Annotated in this window: 20 protein-coding genes; 12 read left to right on the forward strand and 8 right to left on the reverse strand. The window is 36.0% G+C overall.

Features of this window, described 5'->3' with window-relative positions:
* Positions 1-377: 377 nt before the first annotated feature.
* Positions 378-1,508 (forward strand): HD-GYP domain-containing protein, encoded by a 1,131-nt coding sequence (locus EJF36_RS04130; protein ID WP_125905129.1) that lies wholly within the window; start codon positions 378-380, stop codon positions 1,506-1,508.
* 14 nt (positions 1,509-1,522) lie between these two features.
* Here EJF36_RS04130 and EJF36_RS21300 read toward each other — a convergent pair whose 3' ends face one another.
* Positions 1,523-1,675, reverse strand: coding sequence for an HLA class I histocompatibility antigen alpha chain family protein (locus EJF36_RS21300; RefSeq protein ID WP_143002993.1), 153 nt, complete (start codon positions 1,673-1,675; stop codon positions 1,523-1,525).
* A 96-nt stretch (positions 1,676-1,771) separates the two neighbouring features.
* Between EJF36_RS21300 and EJF36_RS04135 the strand changes: the two genes are divergently transcribed.
* The 3 genes from EJF36_RS04135 (at position 1,772) to EJF36_RS04145 (ending at position 4,334) form a co-directional block, all read left to right on the forward strand.
* Positions 1,772-2,188 (forward strand): DUF1284 domain-containing protein, encoded by a 417-nt coding sequence (locus EJF36_RS04135; RefSeq protein ID WP_125905130.1) that lies wholly within the window; start codon positions 1,772-1,774, stop codon positions 2,186-2,188.
* A 174-nt stretch (positions 2,189-2,362) separates the two neighbouring features.
* The gene (locus EJF36_RS04140; protein ID WP_125905131.1) at positions 2,363-3,481 is read left to right on the forward strand and encodes an HD-GYP domain-containing protein; all 1,119 of its coding nucleotides are present in this window, start codon (positions 2,363-2,365) and stop codon (positions 3,479-3,481) included.
* A 10-nt stretch (positions 3,482-3,491) separates the two neighbouring features.
* On the forward strand, positions 3,492-4,334 hold the full coding sequence (locus EJF36_RS04145; protein ID WP_125905132.1) for an SDR family oxidoreductase: 843 nt from the start codon (positions 3,492-3,494) through the stop codon (positions 4,332-4,334).
* Between the two features lie 8 nt (positions 4,335-4,342).
* Here EJF36_RS04145 and EJF36_RS04150 read toward each other — a convergent pair whose 3' ends face one another.
* Both EJF36_RS04150 and EJF36_RS21755 read right to left on the reverse strand, forming a co-directional pair.
* Positions 4,343-5,035 carry a DUF421 domain-containing protein gene (locus EJF36_RS04150; protein WP_125905133.1) on the reverse strand — a complete coding sequence of 231 codons (693 nt, stop codon included), beginning with the start codon at positions 5,033-5,035 and terminating at the stop codon, positions 4,343-4,345.
* Between the two features lie 90 nt (positions 5,036-5,125).
* Positions 5,126-5,248: a hypothetical protein gene (locus EJF36_RS21755; RefSeq protein ID WP_260471824.1), complete on the reverse strand. Its 123-nt coding sequence runs from the start codon at positions 5,246-5,248 to the stop codon at positions 5,126-5,128.
* A gap of 197 nt (positions 5,249-5,445) precedes the next feature.
* On the opposite strand from EJF36_RS21755, the gene EJF36_RS04155 reads away from it, so the two are divergent.
* The 5 genes from EJF36_RS04155 (at position 5,446) to EJF36_RS04175 (ending at position 10,541) form a co-directional block, all read left to right on the forward strand.
* On the forward strand, positions 5,446-6,813 hold the full coding sequence (locus tag EJF36_RS04155) for a tetratricopeptide repeat protein (protein WP_125905134.1): 1,368 nt from the start codon (positions 5,446-5,448) through the stop codon (positions 6,811-6,813).
* A gap of 79 nt (positions 6,814-6,892) precedes the next feature.
* A complete protein-coding gene (locus EJF36_RS04160; RefSeq protein WP_125905135.1) occupies positions 6,893-7,795 on the forward strand; it encodes a DMT family transporter in 903 nt (300 codons plus the stop codon).
* Positions 7,796-7,810: 15 nt separating this feature from the next.
* Positions 7,811-8,194 carry a VOC family protein gene (locus EJF36_RS04165; protein ID WP_125905136.1) on the forward strand — a complete coding sequence of 128 codons (384 nt, stop codon included), beginning with the start codon at positions 7,811-7,813 and terminating at the stop codon, positions 8,192-8,194.
* A gap of 452 nt (positions 8,195-8,646) precedes the next feature.
* Positions 8,647-9,525, forward strand: a complete 879-nt coding sequence (locus EJF36_RS04170) for a cation diffusion facilitator family transporter (RefSeq protein WP_125905137.1) — start codon at positions 8,647-8,649, stop codon at positions 9,523-9,525.
* A gap of 527 nt (positions 9,526-10,052) precedes the next feature.
* A complete protein-coding gene (locus EJF36_RS04175; protein ID WP_125905138.1) occupies positions 10,053-10,541 on the forward strand; it encodes a DoxX family protein in 489 nt (162 codons plus the stop codon).
* Positions 10,542-10,656: 115 nt separating this feature from the next.
* Here EJF36_RS04175 and EJF36_RS04180 read toward each other — a convergent pair whose 3' ends face one another.
* The 5 genes from EJF36_RS04180 to EJF36_RS04200 all read right to left on the reverse strand — a co-directional run bounded on the left by EJF36_RS04180 (position 10,657) and on the right by EJF36_RS04200 (position 14,117).
* Positions 10,657-10,845: a YfhD family protein gene (locus tag EJF36_RS04180; protein WP_125905139.1), complete on the reverse strand. Its 189-nt coding sequence runs from the start codon at positions 10,843-10,845 to the stop codon at positions 10,657-10,659.
* Positions 10,846-10,961: 116 nt separating this feature from the next.
* Entirely contained in the window at positions 10,962-11,096 is a 135-nt protein-coding gene (locus EJF36_RS04185) for a YfhE family protein (protein ID WP_125905140.1), read from the reverse strand.
* A 127-nt stretch (positions 11,097-11,223) separates the two neighbouring features.
* The gene (locus EJF36_RS04190; protein WP_125905141.1) at positions 11,224-11,778 is read right to left on the reverse strand and encodes a GNAT family N-acetyltransferase; all 555 of its coding nucleotides are present in this window, start codon (positions 11,776-11,778) and stop codon (positions 11,224-11,226) included.
* Positions 11,779-12,055: 277 nt separating this feature from the next.
* Positions 12,056-13,177, reverse strand: coding sequence for an amidohydrolase (locus EJF36_RS04195; RefSeq protein WP_125905142.1), 1,122 nt, complete (start codon positions 13,175-13,177; stop codon positions 12,056-12,058).
* A gap of 37 nt (positions 13,178-13,214) precedes the next feature.
* Positions 13,215-14,117 carry a TIGR01777 family oxidoreductase gene (locus EJF36_RS04200; protein WP_125905143.1) on the reverse strand — a complete coding sequence of 301 codons (903 nt, stop codon included), beginning with the start codon at positions 14,115-14,117 and terminating at the stop codon, positions 13,215-13,217.
* A gap of 59 nt (positions 14,118-14,176) precedes the next feature.
* Between EJF36_RS04200 and recX the strand changes: the two genes are divergently transcribed.
* The 3 genes from recX to EJF36_RS04215 are packed head-to-tail and all read left to right on the forward strand — an operon-like array spanning position 14,177 to position 17,033.
* Positions 14,177-14,977: a recombination regulator RecX gene (gene recX / locus EJF36_RS04205; RefSeq protein WP_125905144.1), complete on the forward strand. Its 801-nt coding sequence runs from the start codon at positions 14,177-14,179 to the stop codon at positions 14,975-14,977.
* Between the two features lie 57 nt (positions 14,978-15,034).
* The gene (locus tag EJF36_RS04210) at positions 15,035-16,696 is read left to right on the forward strand and encodes an L-lactate permease (protein ID WP_125905145.1); all 1,662 of its coding nucleotides are present in this window, start codon (positions 15,035-15,037) and stop codon (positions 16,694-16,696) included.
* Between the two features lie 19 nt (positions 16,697-16,715).
* Complete coding sequence (locus EJF36_RS04215) at positions 16,716-17,033, forward strand: YfhH family protein (RefSeq protein ID WP_125905146.1); 318 nt, start codon at positions 16,716-16,718, stop codon at positions 17,031-17,033.
* Positions 17,034-17,101: the final 68 nt, after the last annotated feature.

A 17,101-nucleotide genomic window follows, 5' to 3' on the forward strand; every position in this document is an offset into this window, starting at 1 on the left:
TGTTTTACCACCTCCATCTGCGGGTCTCTGTCCTGTAATATATCCTTAATTGTTGTATAAGCCTTTTGATATGCAGATAAGTTGCTTCAGCAGGTAAACTAGCATTTAGACGTTTAGATCATGACACGAAATGAATACAAGAAAGCGGCATCCTCCAAAAGCCTCATGGTTAGGCGGGTAAAATTGCTAGAAAATACGGTACAACGAAATGACAACTGGATGTGTCATGTGGGCAGATTGTGTTATGTGAATAATGCTAAATACAACAAAGTCAAGAATAAGAAAAAATTAATAATTAAATTTATTAGTGGGGTTTTGTAATTCGACAAAATCTTATACAATTAGTATATTACATCTGGACTATTGAGGCGATTTTTATGGTTAATTCGTACGGGACAAAAAAACTTCTAAAACTGTTATGGATTTTATGTTTGTTTGGGGCGCTCGTGTTAACAGCTATCTATTATATATGGATGGAGTCTCTAGATAATACATACTTCCAACTGTTAGCTACGTTGTTGTTAGGATATGTTCCGTATACTATGCTTGAAAAATATGTCGATGAAAAGTTTCGACCGCTGTTTCTATTCATAAATGTAATGATTGTATTTGTTTTAATCACGGTATTTTTACCGTATCGTACATATTTTTTAGTTATTTTTTTACCGCTATTAGCAACTCTCTTTAATAACCGGAAAATCTTCTATGCATCATGCTTAGCAAGTCTCATATTTCATTACATTATAAACTTTATCTTAAAGTCTTTTGAATCAGTCTCAACTTTTGAGAGTGTAATAGAAATAACATATGTACTTTGTTACTACATAATTTTAGACTTAGTTATCAAGATGAGTATAAAGCAGTCAAAAACAATGTATGTTTTTGACAAAACAGTGAAAGCATTAATTTTAGCTGTTGAGGCAAAGGATGATTATACACGAGGCCATTCAATACGAGTGTCTGATTATGCCTTGCTTATCGGTCAAGAAATGAAAAACAATGGATTTAATATTGATGTAGATACATTACGAATCAGTTCTCTCATTCACGATATTGGAAAAATAAATATAGATCATAATATATTAACTAAAGAAGGCAAGCTGACAGTAGAGGAATATAATCATATTAAGCTACACTCACAATACGGTGCAGATATTGCAAAGGATATGGAGTACCCAGATTACATCATTAAGGATGTTCTTTATCACCATGAGCGCTACGACGGTAAGGGGTATCCTGAGTGTCTTACAGGAACCAATATCCCTATTAATGCAAGAATCATAGCTCTTGCTGATACGTTTGATGCATTGACTAGCAATCGTCCCTATCGTAAAGCATTTTCAGTAGATGAGGCATACAGTATCATTCTTGAGAATATGGGTACTCAATTTGATCCGAAGCTTAAAGATATTTTCATAGATGTGTTTCCGGAGTTAGTGCGTTACTATATAGAAAATAAACCGACAGATAACCAAAATAGTACAAATAGAGTAATAAAAACAAGCTAAGCTAGACGATTTACTTATTTCTTTTTTGCAAATACATCCAATCTATATTCATTCCACTGCTGCGTATGAGTGGGTCCGCCCATTATAGTAGTATTATAATTATCATGCAATGTTCGTAGAGCTTCTAACAGCTCTTGTTCGGTTCCTTTCAACTCTATTTTAATCAAAGTCAACACCGTCCTATGGATTATTAATCATATTAAATTAGTATCGGCATAAATAATCCAATATATACCTTTATAAAGTATAAAGGGGGAACAATGATGGAAAAGGTACTTCGCGGGCATCATTTACTATGTGTACATGGATTTAGTGGGATGGGATATAGTCCTAGCTTTATAGAAAAAATGACAGAAATCGTAGATGATATACGAAATAGTGAGATAGATTTTGATATAAAGGTTGTCGCGGCTTTTGATGATGCTTGTATGTCTTGTCCACATCGTGGCCTTACAAGGTGTCAGGCTAGTGAGGGCTCTCAAGAGCATGTATTATCGATGGATGAAAAAGTGATTCGTCATTTAGGTCTTAGGCCAGGACAAACATACACTAAGTCACAATTGTTGAAACTGACAGCCAAGAAAGTCGAACCACAACACCTTGACTACCTTTGTGACGGCTGTTCTTGGCTTTCGTACGGGGTGTGTAAAGAAGGTCTAGACAAATTAAGACATATATAAAAACAAAGAGAGCACATAAGCTGCTCTCTTTTTGTATTATTATGCACAATAGATGTTTATAGGAAAGCTAGACTAGTAAGTCAGTTGACAACGCTTTATTTTGTTCGTGACATGGACAAGAATCTTATAATACAATAAATATAATACAATCGAACTATATTCAGAGGCGATAAAATGGTTAATTCGTATGGGATTAAGGCAATTCTTAAGTTATTATGGCTCATGTGTCTTTTAGGTGCTGTTGTCATGACTGTGATATATTTATTCTGGTTTAATTTCGACGAAACGTACTTTCAGCTGTTAGGAATTTTATTACTAGGTTATTTACCATTCACTTTAGGCTATAAACATATCTCTGAAAAATATCATATGATGATGCTGTTTTGTAATATCGCTACAGTGATTGTGCTTTCGACTATGTTAGTGCCTGCTCATACATATTTTATTGTTATTTTTATACCTTTATTAGCCTTACTATTTAACGAGTGGCGAATATTTTATGTGTCTTGTATAACTAGCTTAGTTTTTCATTACATCATTAATTACGTTTTAAACCCGTCAATGGACGTCAATGCTATTCAACACGCGTTTGAATTAACTCTTGTACTGTTATATGACGTGATCTTGTATCTAGTTATTAGAATAAATATTAAGCAATCAACAATGATGTACGTGTTTGATAAAACGGTGAAGGCTTTAATATTGGCAGTGGAAGCGAAGGACGAGTATACACGTGGTCATTCAATAAGAGTATCAGAATATTCATTATTAATTGGTGAGATTGTGAAGGATAATGGCTATGATGTAGATTTAAATACTTTACGGATAAGTTCACTTATTCATGACATAGGTAAAATTAATATTGATAATAGGATTTTAACGAAAAAAGGCAAATTAACTCTTGATGAATATGAGCATATAAAAATGCACTCGCAACTAGGAGCGGATATTGTAAGAGATATGGAATATCCAGATACAATTATAGCAGATGTACTGCACCATCATGAACGCTATGATGGAAATGGATATCCTAGCGGACTACAAGATGATGAAATACCTATACATGCAAAGATTATTGCACTGGCCGATACATTTGATGCATTAACTAGTGATCGACCATATCGTAGTGCCTTTACCGTTGAAGAGGCCAAGAAGATTATTCTTGATAATATGAGAACACAGTTTGACCCGGTACTTGAAGATGTTTTTATCAGTGTATATCCTAAATTGGTGAAACACTATAATATGCAAGCAGCAATTAAATACAAAGTAGATAAAAAACTTACAAGCTAGGGGAGTCAATATGAGTAAAAACAATGTCATAATCGTAACAGGTGCGAACTCGGGTATGGGGAAAGCAACAGCTATTCAGATGGCTAAAACAGGTGCGACAGTGATAATGGCATGTAGAAACAAGGACCGGGGTGAAGCAGCTCTAAAGGACGTGAGAAATCAGAGTGGCAATAGTTCTGTTGAGCTTATGCTCTGTGATCTTGGCTCATTAGAAAGTATTCGAAGCTTTTGTGAAAGCTTTAAAGAAAAGTATAATCGTCTTGATGTGCTGATAAACAATGCTGGGGTTATTTTGCCAGGGCGGCACGAAACAAAAGATGGATTTGAATTGCAGTTCGGAGTGAATCACTTAGGGCATTTTTTGTTGACGAATCTACTGTTGGAAAGTCTCATTAAAAGTGCACCCTCAAGAATTATCAATGTCTCTTCTGGTGCACATAAGGTAGGAAAGATTCATTTTGAAGATATAAACTTAACTACCAACTATTCTCTTTGGCGCGCTTATGCACAATCGAAGCTTGCTAATATTTTGTTTACATACGAATTATCAGAAAGATTAGCGGGAACAGGTGTAACAGTAAATTGCTTACATCCAGGTGCTGTAGCAACTAATATGGGAGTTAATAGAAAGACCGGCTTTGGAACACTTATTACTCGTATGTTGCGGCCCTTTTTCCAGACTGCCGAACAAGGTGCTGAAACAGCATTGTATCTAGCGACATCAAGTGATGTAGAGGATATAACAGGCTGTTATTTTTATAAAAATAGGGCGATAAATTCTTCTAAAGCTTCTAATGACAAAGAAATAGCTAAGCAATTATGGACTTTAAGCGAGAAACTCGTAGGCCTTTAAGGTTTGCTTTAAAGTGAGGAGTGGTCTACTCTTTTATCAATAAATACTGCTTCTCTTTCGTCTATTTGAGCGATAAACACATCGCTAATTTTGTTAACATTATAAGACTTTAGTAACGAATAGACCCACTCCTCATCCTTGTTAAGGGATTTAAGTGTATTTTTCAATATTTTACCATCAATAATGAATGTCTGTGGAATGCCTCTTGAAGGTGTAGACAGTGTTAGTTCTTTTTTTGTCGCGGGCTGCTCCTCAGTTTTTAAATTAGCAGATACAGTCCCATCTGTTTCGAAAAACGCGAAGTCAACTTGATCAACATAAAATATATTTTTCTTACGAAGCTGAAATAATAGTTCATCTACACTTAACCGTGCTTTAGCCATACCTTCCTCATGAATTTTCCCGTTCTTTATAATTAAAGTTGGTTCATCAGTTAAAATTTTTCTGCCGATAAATGACTTCAAAGCAATAAAGTCAATTAATAAAGTTAAGATAGCAAATAATATTAGTGCGTATACACCAACTGTAATGGAAATGTCATGACTAAACATAAAAGATCCAGAGATAGAGCCTAATGTTATGCCAGCTACTACATCAAAAATAGTCATCTGAGCTATTATTTTTTTACCAAGTATGCGAGCCATTATATAAAGGGCTACAAAGATTAGTATACACCTTATTGTCATTTCTAAAAAACCCATGCTAAGCCTCCGCAACGATTAATAACTAACCATACTTTTTGCAATAAAGGAAATTTAATACTTTATCTCGTTGATTAAAAATATTAGAATTTAGGTTTTCGTATCTGTATCTTTCATTATGTGAGCTATAATTTGTTCTTTTTCTGAGTTGCTTAAAATGCGGAGTTTGTTTAGTACTGTAACGTAGCCGTGAATTTTTGTGTTTTTATTCATTCTCCTCACTCCTTGTAGTTTTTAATTTTAATATATAGTATTAACTTAGGTTAAAAAAGTTTCCTTAACGCAACTTTTTTAGGCTGTAGTATATAGGTGGTTAAAAATTAAGAAGTACGGCGTATATTAGAAATCAGGGGTTGTAGGGGGAGAAAACGTGTTATACTGTAAACAAAGATATCTATGGAGGCGATAAAATGAGTACTAATACGTATATAACCATCCAGTCTCACAAAAAAACAAAACAACTTGATGTTAAATCGCTTGCTATGTTTCATCGCATTAAGGTAATTAAAGCGATAGATGATAATAAGCAAGTCCATTACTGTGTGTGTTATAAACAAGAATTCATAGCTGTTGTATGTGAAGAAAAACATGTTTTTCCGTATTTAGAAAGGCTTTTTTCTGAAGGTATTGTTTTTGAAAATCCACATCCACTTATTCATGCATCCCTACCAAACCATCCTCTTCATCTAACTAAGTCAGAGCAACATTTACAGCATCAGCTACAAAAAAGATATTCACCGCGGGAATTGTTAATTCTTTATCCACTTTTTAATTCATTCATTCCTACTGCAGAAACTAATAAACTGTTTGAGACAACATATTATGAATATCGTCGTAACGGCCAGCTTCGCAATGCTTTTCACGTATTAATGCTTATATCACAAGTGTTACCAAATCATGAATGGGCACAGGATATGGCTGCTAATATTGAATTTTTAAAATATAAATCATCATACGAAACAGAAAATGTACTTCAAATAAAAGACACTTTGTTTCTTGAACTACATGTTTTTCAAAACCGCACACTATTATTCCCTCAATTATTAAACTTGTTGCTACAGCAAGATCGCTGGCTGGACGCTACAGCTGTTCTTATAGAGCACCTGCAACAAGATAATTCGTATTACCCTGATTTCCTTCACTTATTATCAAAACATTTTTCAAAAACACAGCAAGCTATCCTTTTATATGACGCATGTAAGCAGACTCCTCCAACGGACACGATGGGGTATCAATTGTTTCAAGCACTTGTAACGCTTGAAAGATATGAAGAAGCAATCAATATTACTAGTAAATATCATTTAACAACTGTACCTATAGAAGAGCTAAGCACAATCATACGAAATGATAACTTGAAAATTGAGAAACTAAACCTTGAGAATCTTCAAAAGTACTTGATTGAACAGACTGAACATATTGACATCTTTGTCACAGCACTGTTAGAGCAGTTATTGAAGGTGAGAGATATTGATTGGATTGTTAAGTGGATTCAGCCTCTTAAGAGTAATAAGGGGACAGCTACTATTGTTAAAATGCTTGAGGATATTACTCGGTTGCAGGATGAACCAGATGAGCAATTACAGCTTGGTAAGCTTTATTACAAATTACATCAGTTTGAAAAAGCGCTAGATTGCTTTAGTTGGGAAATGGAACTCGACCCTGAAAATTATGCGGCTGTACAGTGGGTTACTAAAACGTATCGAGAGCTTGGTATGAACGATGAATATAAAAACTATATGTACTTTTTAACTCATATGAAAAATAACCAGGCTCAATAAATATATCCTTCTCATGACTGTATACACTCATGATTTCATCTTGTATAATCACAAGATATGGAAGAAATGAGGGGGATTTGTGAGTAAAAAAGACTTGAGTTATTTATTTTTGTTAGCATCAGTGTGGGGAGCAAGCTTTTTATTTATTAGAGTTGCATCTCCTGTATTGGGGCCGTTTCTTACAATTGAGCTACGTGTTTTAATAGCAGGCATTTGCTTGCTCGTGCTGACGAAGGTAAGTAAGAGCCCTTTGCAAATTAAAAAGTATTGGAAGCAGTACATGATACTTGGTACTCTTAACGCTGCCATACCATTTACACTAATTGCAACATCAGCTATTTTCTTGAATGCATCTATGACGTCAATATTAAATTCATTGACACCATTATTTGCGGTTATTGTTGGAAGTATTTTTTTACATGAGAAAATCACGTTAAGCAAAATAGTAGCAATATTTCTAGGGGTTTTTGGTGTGACTATACTTGTAGGCTGGAGTGCATTAGAAGTAAACACATGGACTATTGCAGCAACATTATTATCTATCTTAGCGACAATATCGTATGCACTATCAGGTGTATATATAAAAAGGTCGTTTGTTAGTGTGCCACCATTAGTGTTATCAACAACACAACAGTTAGCTGCCGCTATTGTGTTGTTACCTTTTACGGTTGCGACACTTCCTGAATCAATACATGTCAATGGCATCGTTGTATTTTCTGTTCTTGCGCTTGCCATCGTATGTACCGCTTTTGCATACTTAATTTACTTCGAATTAATTAATCAGGTAGGACCTACAAGAACACTAAGTGTAACGTTTTTAGTTCCACTCTTTGGCACAGTTTGGGGCATGCTCTTTTTACAAGAGCATATTACGATAGGTATTATTGTTGGGTTGTTATTAATATTAAGTAGCATAATACTTATTTCTGATATTAGGCTCGTACCTAAGCGTTGGCGTGAGAAGACAAGCAATTCTATTTAATTAGGAGATGATTAGATGAAATGGGTGCGTTTTCGAATCGCAAGACCAACTGACAAAATGAAAGAGATTGTTACTTTTTATGAAAAAGGCTTAGGCTTAACGCGGATTGGTAGCTTTGAAGATCATGCGGGGTATGACGGCATTATGTATGGATTACCTGATTCCGAGTATCATTTAGAATTCACAACACATCGTGATGGAAGTCCATGCCCGGCACCCACTAAAGATAATTTATTAGTATTTTACATACCCGATAAAAATGAAATAAATGAGCTCAAAGAGAGATTAAACCAACTCGGGTATCCTGAAGTGGAACCGGAAAATCCCTATTGGAGGGAAAAAGGTTGCACAATAGAGGATCCTGATGGGTGGAGAATTGTACTTATGAACACGAATTAAATGATTACCACTTGAAACGCCTATTATAGGTGTTTTTTTATCGTTAAGGTTTAACAGATAATGAAGAAAGGTGCCTATTTACATGTACGATAAATAAAACAATTTTGCTACATGAATTAAAAATTTTTAACGCATTCTACAAATAACTTCTGAAGTATAAGCACGTCCCCAAAAATAATTAATCCCACAAAATAGACAAGCCAATTATTTTTTAACTTTATGTTTGTCGTAAAGTATAGTGGAAACGATAATAATAAGCTAAAAAAATACCGGTTGCTACGTTCATGATGACATGTGGCCTGAAAGTAAACAACTATATGCGATTTGTACCATGTCCACTTGTTTTCAATGACTAAACTAATTTGGTTAAAGGAAATATGTTTTCCGTAGACCCACACGATATTCATTTGATAAGGTTAAAATGGAAATTATGAACAGAGGAGATTATTATTTTGGATTACACATCAGATTTAAAACGAGGTGAGCGAGGTGCGTGGCTTAGCATTTTTGCTTACATTTTTTTGTCAATATTAAAGTTAACAGTAGGGATTATTGGTGGATCTGAAGCATTGCGTGCAGATGGTTTAAACAATTCAACAGATGTTATTGCCTCAGTTGCGGTGTTAATAGGTCTTAAGATAGCCCGCAAGCCACCAGATGAGGACCATCATTATGGACATACTCGAGCTGAAACCATTGCCTCATTGGCTGCTGCTTTTATAATGGTTACAGTTGGTTTACAAGTGTTAGTAGATGCAGGGCAGTCTTTATATTTAAATAATAATGAAACACCTGAAATTTTAACTGCGTGGGTAGCACTTTTTTCTTCTGCTGTTATGTTTGGTGTTTATCGCTATAACAGCTTGCTTGCTGCAAAAGTGAATAGTAACGCAATTAAAGCAGCCGCTGCTGACAACAAATCAGATGCTTTAGTAAGTATCGGTGCGTTCGTTGGAATCATTGGTGCAAGGCTTGGGATTGGCTGGTTAGACAGTGTCACTGCATTTTTAGTTGGAATTATTATAATAAAAACAGCATGGGATATTTTTCGCGAATCTACTCATGCATTAACAGACGGATTTGAAGAAGCAATGCTTAAAAAAATAGAAGATACCATTCGAACGACTAAAGGAGTTACATCGGTAAGGTTGATAAAAGGGCGTATGCACGGGAGCAAACCACTTGTTGATGCAACAGTTTGTGTAGACCCTCAAATTACTGTGTATGATGGTCATAAAATAACTGAAGACATTGAAAGAAGAATGAAGCAAGAACATAATATTACCTATGTTCACATTCATATTGAACCGGAATCAAAGGATAACAAGTAGCTTGTTTTTACTTTTTAAGTAATGAATGTAGCAGTGCACTTAATTGGTTATCCAGAGGTTATTGTTCACTGTATGTTTTATATTGCACACACGGGCAATCGTTAAAAAATAACGGTTGCCTTTTACATGATTAATCGGTTGGTGTAACAAATTAGACAAATTTAGTTAACAAAATTGTAAGGTAACGAGATGTGTGAACATTGGTATTTCAATTCATTAACATGTTATCAACAAACTTATGCACAGTTTTTGTATATATAAACCTAGTTACATTAAGCCATATCAATATTTTTTTGTTTTATCCACATTTTCCACAACAATTCAATTCTTAAAATAATCGTAGTGTGTAATGGTGACAGATATGTGAAATTATTCACAAATATATTGAAATAAGAGTGAAATGAGTATAAGATTAAGACATGAAAGTTAGTGAATTATTTCACAAACAGAACAAAGTTTAATCTATTATACTTTTATAATTTTAGTTATGAAGTGATTCGCAATTAAAAATAAAGGAGTGTCATCAGATGAAAAAAGTACTACAAGGTCCTATTGCAGCGGGTATTTGGACAGTGTTGCGAATTTGGTTAGGTATTCAGTGGCTCCAAGCTGGTATTAATAAAATAGGTGGATTTGACGCAAGTGGTTATTTAAAAGGCGCGATTAGTAAGGCAACTGGTGATCATCCAGCAGTGCAAGGCTGGTATGCATCGTTCCTAGAAGGATTTGCTCTGCCGAATGTTGGATTGTTTAATGTGTTAATTCCTTGGGGTGAAGTACTAGTTGGTATTGGACTTATTTTAGGAGCAGCGACAATCCCTGCGTTGCTAGCGGGTGCATTCATGAATCTGAATTTCTTACTAGCAGGAACAACTAGCACAAACCCAATTTTATATACTGCTGCAGTAATTTTATTGTTTGCTGGTACGGCAAGCTACTATTATGGTGTAGATAGATTCGCCGTTCCATACATCAAGAAAGCAATATTCAAACAAGAACAAAAAGTTACAGTATAGTGTACATTGCTTACCTCCCCTTTTAAGCATAAAAATAGGACTGACTTAGGAGTCAGTCCTTTTCCGTACATGGTGTAGTGGAAATACTATCTCATGTTACACGTTTGTGCTATTGTTACCTTAATCGTTTATGCGCTCTTTCGTCTGCTTGTCTTGAGCGCTCTAATGCCTCAAAGTCATCCTCGTCTGCAAGTTCACGAGAAAACTCGACATCTCGACCATCAGTTTTTAACTCTTTCGGTGTTTGTGGCAATGTTACAGAGTTTTTATCACGATTCTTACGATGTTTATGTCCTCGACCCATGATGAAGCCCTCCGATAACCATAAATTGAAGTCTTATCGACTTCAATAACTAGTTTGGCTTATCCTGACGAAACAATGATAGGAAAGTTTCGGTTATTTAAGAGAAGTTCGAGAAATTAAGAACGAGGATTACGTCCTTTGTAGCCAGCAGCCTGATCAGCCATCTTAAACTCATGTTGATATGTAACCTCTTGCATGCTAGATAAATTACTTTTCGTTGGTTTTTGTCTAAGTCTTTTCTCTTTTGCCATAATGAAAATCCTCCTTTACCACATTTGTTACCAGTATTTACTAACATGGTCAAAATTATTACAGACTTACAATAAAAATTATTACAGACTTACAATAAAAAAATCGGACTTGAAAAAGTCCGATTTTTTACGCTTGTAGTAATTGTTCTTGTTCGTCGGTCGTTTGACGCATTGTATACAACGTATAGCTATCTTTAGCTATTTCATACAAATTGTAGATGTCTTGACCATTGTTAATTTCATGCAATAATGCTTTACGTGTCTCATTAGCAAATGTTACATAAGGTAATTTTTCAGCTGCTTTTTGAGAACGACCATTCACTTTGCGTATGCGCATATATATCGTTTCAATGGTTAATTCGTAGAATAATTCATCAAAAAAAGCATCTTTAGCTTGTTGATTGTACCCTTTGCCATGATAAGGCTTGCCAAGCCATGTTCCTAAAAATCCCGCACCGTCTTGTACATCGAATAAATTAATAGTGCCTATAGGATCGCCCCATTCATCACAAATGGTTCTCGAAATAATTTCACCGCGTTCTTCGGCTTCGATTGTTTGCTTTGTAATAAATAAAAACTCTTCATATGAAGAAGCTTTTTGTCTAACAAATGGATAAACATCAGGATGCATCATTAGCTCATAAAGTGCATGACAATCCTGTAATGATCGCTTTTTTAACATAAAAAAACCCCCTGTAAAGAGGGTGGTTTTGAGCACAAAGCACACACTAAGTGCTTCTGTGGGTCACCCTCGAAATTTTTTGAAATTGCCTTAAAAAATTTCGGGGATGGGAATCGAACCCACTAGAACCAGCTGTTGCTGGTGGCGCACCAATTGCCTTCCCGTATATCATCAAACAACAATGTATAGTTTCATATGAAAAACACAACATTCGTATCATAATCGATTTTCACGTAAAAAGAAATACTTTTTTTATTAATTTTATATGGAAAAATTATCACTTACTTTTGTATATAAATTCACCATGAATCATAGTCATGTCAGGCTTTGCCATGTAGTGGAAGGGATGATGATTCCATACAACAATATCAGCGTCTTTTCCAACTTCTAAACTACCTACTGCATGATCGACTCCTAAATTTCTAGCAGGCAAAATGGTGATACCTTCAAGTGCTTTCTGTTCATCCAGACCTTCTCTAACAGCAAGGGCAGCACAAAGGTTTAAGTATTGTATAGGAGTGTAGGGATGGTCCGTTGTTATAGATACTTCAATACCGTGTTTCGTTAAGATGTCATACGTGCTCCATGTTTTGTTACGAAGCTCTACTTTCGAACGGCGTGTAAAGGTTGGCCCTACACTAACTTTTAGTCCGCGCCCTGCTAGCTCGTCAGCAATTAGGTGACCGTCCGTACAGTGTTCAATTCGTAAATCTAAATTGAATTCATCGGCAAATCGAACAGCAGATATTATATCATCAGAACGATGTGCATGAATCCGAACAGGTATTTCACGCTTTAAAGCTTTTACGATCGGTGCAATTCTTAAATATTCTGGGTTATCATGGTTTTTAGCACGATAAAATTCTTCTCGTAGCATTCCCATAATTCCCATTCTAGTAATGGAGTCTTTGTTTCCAGCACTGTGAATTCTCTTCGGGTTCTCACCGAGAGCAATTTTTAAACCAGCAGTTTCACGTAAAAGCATTTTTGAAATGTTTTTACCATGTGTTTTAATAACAGAGGTTGTGCCACCAATAACATTAGCACTACCAGGCATAATATGGGCAGTTGTAATACCGTATCGAATTGCATCCTGAAACGCAGGATCAAGTGGGTGAGCACTATCAAAAGCCCGAATGTGTGGTGTTAAAGGCTCTATCGTTTCATTTGCATCATTCCCAGCCCAGCCTGTGCCTTCATCGTACAAGCCAAGATGTGTATGCACGTCGATGAAGCCAGGGAATATATATTTATGCGTGCAATCCACAATGGTGTCGGCTTTTGTGGGATCAATATTACCTATTTCGGCAATCTTTCCGTTGATGACTAATATGTCTGCTTGTTCAAGTGGCACTGATGTAATTGGATGAATTTTACCATTTTTAAAAAGTACACGCATGTGTGAATTCCTCTCTTACTAAAAAATAAAAGCATTATTATGATTTTAATATGTCATGGAGTGCTTCATCAAGTATTGGAAATGAAAAAACAAATCCATTTTTTTGTAATTTATCTGGTAAAACATATTGACCTTCCAAAACTAACACGCTCATTTCACCAAGTAAAGTTTTTAATGCGAAGCTTGGGACAGGTAACCAATGTGGTCGATGTAGAACAGCAGCAATCGTTTTTCCAAACTCCTTCATTGTTTTGGGAGTAGGAGCTGTGACATTAACAGGTCCTGAGAGTGGGTGGTCAATAGCAAAAACAATTGCTCTTGCTACATCGTCAATGTGAATCCACGATAACACTTGCTCTCCACTGCCTATTGTTCCACCAGCAAATAGCTTATATGGAAGCAACATCCTTGGTAATGCCCCCTCATCTTTGCCAAGAATAACCCCAAAGCGCATAAGAACAGTTCGAACGTTCAAATCGTTAGCTTGTAAAGCTGCATGTTCCCATTGCGAGACAGTTTGTGCGAGAAAATCGGAGCCTACATGATCTGAATTCTCTGTAAACTTTTCAGCACTTGTTGTACCATATATTCCAATAGCACTCGCGTTGATAAGGACCTTTGGTGGTTCAGGCATTGTTCGCATAATGCGAATAATTTCGTTCGTACTTTTTAAGCGACTGGACACGATACGACCTTTTTGTTCTTTAGTCCAACGCCCATCATTTAATGACTCTCCAGATAAATTGATCATTATATCAATGTTTTGTAATTCTTTTTCAGGTTGAAATTCATCTTTTAACCAACCAACATATGATACTCCAGACTGTGTGCTATTTCTTGGATGTCGAGTTAGAATAATTATTTCATGATTTTGTGCCAGTAAAAGCTGTGTAACAGCGTTGCCAACAAATCCTGTACCTCCGGCAATTGCTATCTTCATAGTAGTCTCCTCCTTTAAATATAAGATGATGTGTTAAAATAAATGATGGGGTGTTGAAAATGGCTATCATTACGAAAATTACGACACAAAAACAATCAAGTGAACGATTTATTATTTTTCTTGATAAGGGACAAGGTGAGGAATACGGGTTTAGTGTCGACCAAGACATATTAATTAAATATAACCTTCGAAAAGGGCTAGAAATTGATGAGCTTGACTTTACTCAAATACAATTAGAAGATGAGCAGAAAAAAGCTTACAACAAAGCGATAGCTTATTTGGCATATCGAATGCGAAGTGAACAGGAAATCGCTGAGTATTTAAGTAAACAGGACTTTGAAGCTACAATTTCAAAAGACGTCATTCACAAGTTAAAAGAATTTTCTTATTTGGATGATAAGGAGTTTGCTTATGCCTATGTTCGAACTCACAAGGCAAGTGGTAAAGGACCTAAGCAAATAGAACGTGAATTAAAGCAAAAGGGCATAGCAGAGCAATATATTATCTCTAGTTTACAAGAGTATCCAGAAATAGAGCAAATCGAAACTGCCAGAAAGCACGCGGAGAAGATTATCGGTAAAAGCAGTAGCCTTTCGAATAAACAGACGGAATTGAAGATTCAGCAAGCGCTTCAACGTAAAGGATTTACTTGGGATATTGTATCATCCGTACTAAATGATCTTTTGCAGGAAGATGAAAATGATGAGTGGCATGCGATAGTGAAGCAAGGGGATAAACTGAAGAATAAATACAGAAATTGTGATGGTTATGAATATCAACAGAAGATGAAGCAAGCGCTATATCGTAAAGGCTTCACAATCGATTTAATAGAACGATATCTACATAATAATGATGAGTAATAAATAACTTTTGTACAATGTCCATAAAATAAACTAAAAATATAGGAATGGTGATTTATGAACATAGTAGAAATTCTAACAGCACTTAGTCCCGTATTAGCAGTCTTTATCTTCCTAATTATATTGAGACTACCTGCAACAACAGCAATGCCTATCAGCTTTGTCATAACAGCGTTTTTAGCATTTCTCGTTTGGAAGGTGCCTTTTATCCAAATTGCTGCTTCGACATTAGAAGGAATTATCGTTGCAGTTTCGATATTGTGGATTGTGTTTGGAGCTATTTTGCTTTTAAATACTTTAAAGTATAGTGGCGCGATCGAATCTATCCGCCAAGGTTTTATCAATATTTCTGCTGACCGACGCGTGCAAATAATAATTATTGCTTGGTTATTCGGTAGTTTTATTGAAGGAGCCGCGGGCTTTGGCACACCACCTGCAATTAATGCACCATTATTAGCCGCGCTAGGGTTTCCGCCACTAGCGGCTGTATCATTAGCTTTAATCGCTGATAGTAGTGCAGTTTCGTTTGGGGCAGTTGGAACGCCAATCATTGTTGGAGTTGATCAAGGATTACGTTCTGGTGCCGATGTAGCTACGAATGTTACGGCTGTTTTAGGAGAAACACCTTTATATGATTTTGTTAGGTCGGTGACAAATACGACAGTTACTATTGATTTATTTGTTGGTACTTTTATGCCATTTATTGTTGTTTTATTACTAACTAGACTTTTTGGAAAAAACAAATCATGGCGTGAAGGGCTAGAAATGTGGAAATTTGCATTATTTGCTGGTCTGGCGTTCACAGTCCCTGCTTTTGCTGTTGCTACGTTGTTGGGACCAGAATTCCCTTCAATGATTGGTGGATTAGTAGGGTTGGCTGTTGTTATTCCTGCTGTCAAAAAGGGATTTTTGCTCCCGAAAGGAGAGGCGTGGGATGACTTTCCAAAAGATCAACTACAGCAAGAGGAACAACCTATACAAATAAAAGCTAAAGCAAATATGTCATTAGCATTAGCGTGGATTCCATATATGCTAGTGGCATTATTGTTGGTGTTATCGAGACTAGAGTTTTTACCTTTTAAAGCTTGGCTTCGTTCGGTTAAGATAGGACAACGTGATATTTTCGGTACCGAAATTAGCTCTTTTTTCGAACCCTTCTACTTACCAGGTACTATATTTGTTGTAGTAGTTCTTATGACGATTTTTATACACAAAATGAAAAAAGAACAATGGGCGGCTGCTTTTAGTGACTCGGCTAAAACAATGGTCGGGACAGCGATAGCTCTTTGTACTGCAGTTCCTATGGTGCGTATTTTCATCAACTCAAGTATTAACGGCGCCAACCTTTCAAGTATGCCTCTTGAATTAGCTGAACTTGTATCACAGGCTGTTGGGAATGGCTGGCCAATTGTTGCACCTTTTATTGGTGCGCTTGGATCATTCATATCTGGGAGTGCTACGTTTAGTAATATGATGTTCTCGTTATTCCAATTTTCCGTAGCAACTCAAATTCAGGCGAGTGAACAAGTTGTATTAGCTCTACAGGTCATGGGTGCTAACGCAGGTAATATGATTTGTGTAGTCAATGTTGTTGCTGCTGCATCTGTCACTGGTATGTTAGGAAAGGAAGGAAGTATCATACGCATTACACTTATACCAATGCTTTTTTATGCTCTTTTAGCTGGTATAATTGGTTTTTTTGCGATATTGTATATGTAAAAAGTAGAGGAGAAGGGGAATGGAGAAGCGTTATTCACAAATGACACGATATGAGTTGCAGCAGGAAATCGGAGCACTTAAAGAAAAGGCAATGAAGGCCGAGCAACATGGTATGGTAAATGAAGTAGCTGTATTAGAACGAAAAATGTCTATGGCTAAGGCATATTTATTAAATCCAGATGACTTCCCCTCTGGTGAAGCGTATATTATTGATGGGGGAGAAGGAGAGTTATTTCAAGTTGAATATTTAAATGGAATCTTTGCCTGGGGTTATCGAACACACACTCCTAATAAAGAAGAAGCGTTACCGTTATCTATGCTTATTAAGAAACAATAGCCTGTCAAATAAATTAAAAAGTCACCAGAGAGAAATTCTCTGGTGACTGGACGCTGTGGGATAGCAGC

The organism is Bacillus sp. HMF5848, from assembly GCF_003944835.1.
GTDB lineage: Bacteria > Bacillota > Bacilli > Bacillales > HMF5848 > HMF5848.

Coding starts and splice junctions, on each gene's coding strand:
- recX (WP_125905144.1), top strand. CDS start 14,177: ATGGCTATCATTACGAAAATTACGACACAAAAACAATCAAGTGAACGA.
- EJF36_RS04215 (WP_125905146.1), top strand. CDS start 16,716: ATGGAGAAGCGTTATTCACAAATGACACGATATGAGTTGCAGCAGGAA.
- EJF36_RS04140 (WP_125905131.1), top strand. CDS start 2,363: ATGGTTAATTCGTATGGGATTAAGGCAATTCTTAAGTTATTATGGCTC.
- EJF36_RS04180 (WP_125905139.1), bottom strand. CDS start 10,845: ATGGGTCGAGGACATAAACATCGTAAGAATCGTGATAAAAACTCTGTA.
- EJF36_RS04135 (WP_125905130.1), top strand. CDS start 1,772: ATGGAAAAGGTACTTCGCGGGCATCATTTACTATGTGTACATGGATTT.
- EJF36_RS21755 (WP_260471824.1), bottom strand. CDS start 5,248: ATGAATAAAAACACAAAAATTCACGGCTACGTTACAGTACTAAACAAA.
- EJF36_RS04195 (WP_125905142.1), bottom strand. CDS start 13,177: ATGCGTGTACTTTTTAAAAATGGTAAAATTCATCCAATTACATCAGTG.
- EJF36_RS04150 (WP_125905133.1), bottom strand. CDS start 5,035: ATGGGTTTTTTAGAAATGACAATAAGGTGTATACTAATCTTTGTAGCC.
- EJF36_RS04200 (WP_125905143.1), bottom strand. CDS start 14,117: ATGAAGATAGCAATTGCCGGAGGTACAGGATTTGTTGGCAACGCTGTT.
- EJF36_RS04210 (WP_125905145.1), top strand. CDS start 15,035: ATGAACATAGTAGAAATTCTAACAGCACTTAGTCCCGTATTAGCAGTC.
- EJF36_RS04190 (WP_125905141.1), bottom strand. CDS start 11,778: ATGTTAAAAAAGCGATCATTACAGGATTGTCATGCACTTTATGAGCTA.
- EJF36_RS04175 (WP_125905138.1), top strand. CDS start 10,053: ATGAAAAAAGTACTACAAGGTCCTATTGCAGCGGGTATTTGGACAGTG.
- EJF36_RS04130 (WP_125905129.1), top strand. CDS start 378: ATGGTTAATTCGTACGGGACAAAAAAACTTCTAAAACTGTTATGGATT.
- EJF36_RS04185 (WP_125905140.1), bottom strand. CDS start 11,096: ATGGCAAAAGAGAAAAGACTTAGACAAAAACCAACGAAAAGTAATTTA.
- EJF36_RS04155 (WP_125905134.1), top strand. CDS start 5,446: ATGAGTACTAATACGTATATAACCATCCAGTCTCACAAAAAAACAAAA.
- EJF36_RS04165 (WP_125905136.1), top strand. CDS start 7,811: ATGAAATGGGTGCGTTTTCGAATCGCAAGACCAACTGACAAAATGAAA.
- EJF36_RS04145 (WP_125905132.1), top strand. CDS start 3,492: ATGAGTAAAAACAATGTCATAATCGTAACAGGTGCGAACTCGGGTATG.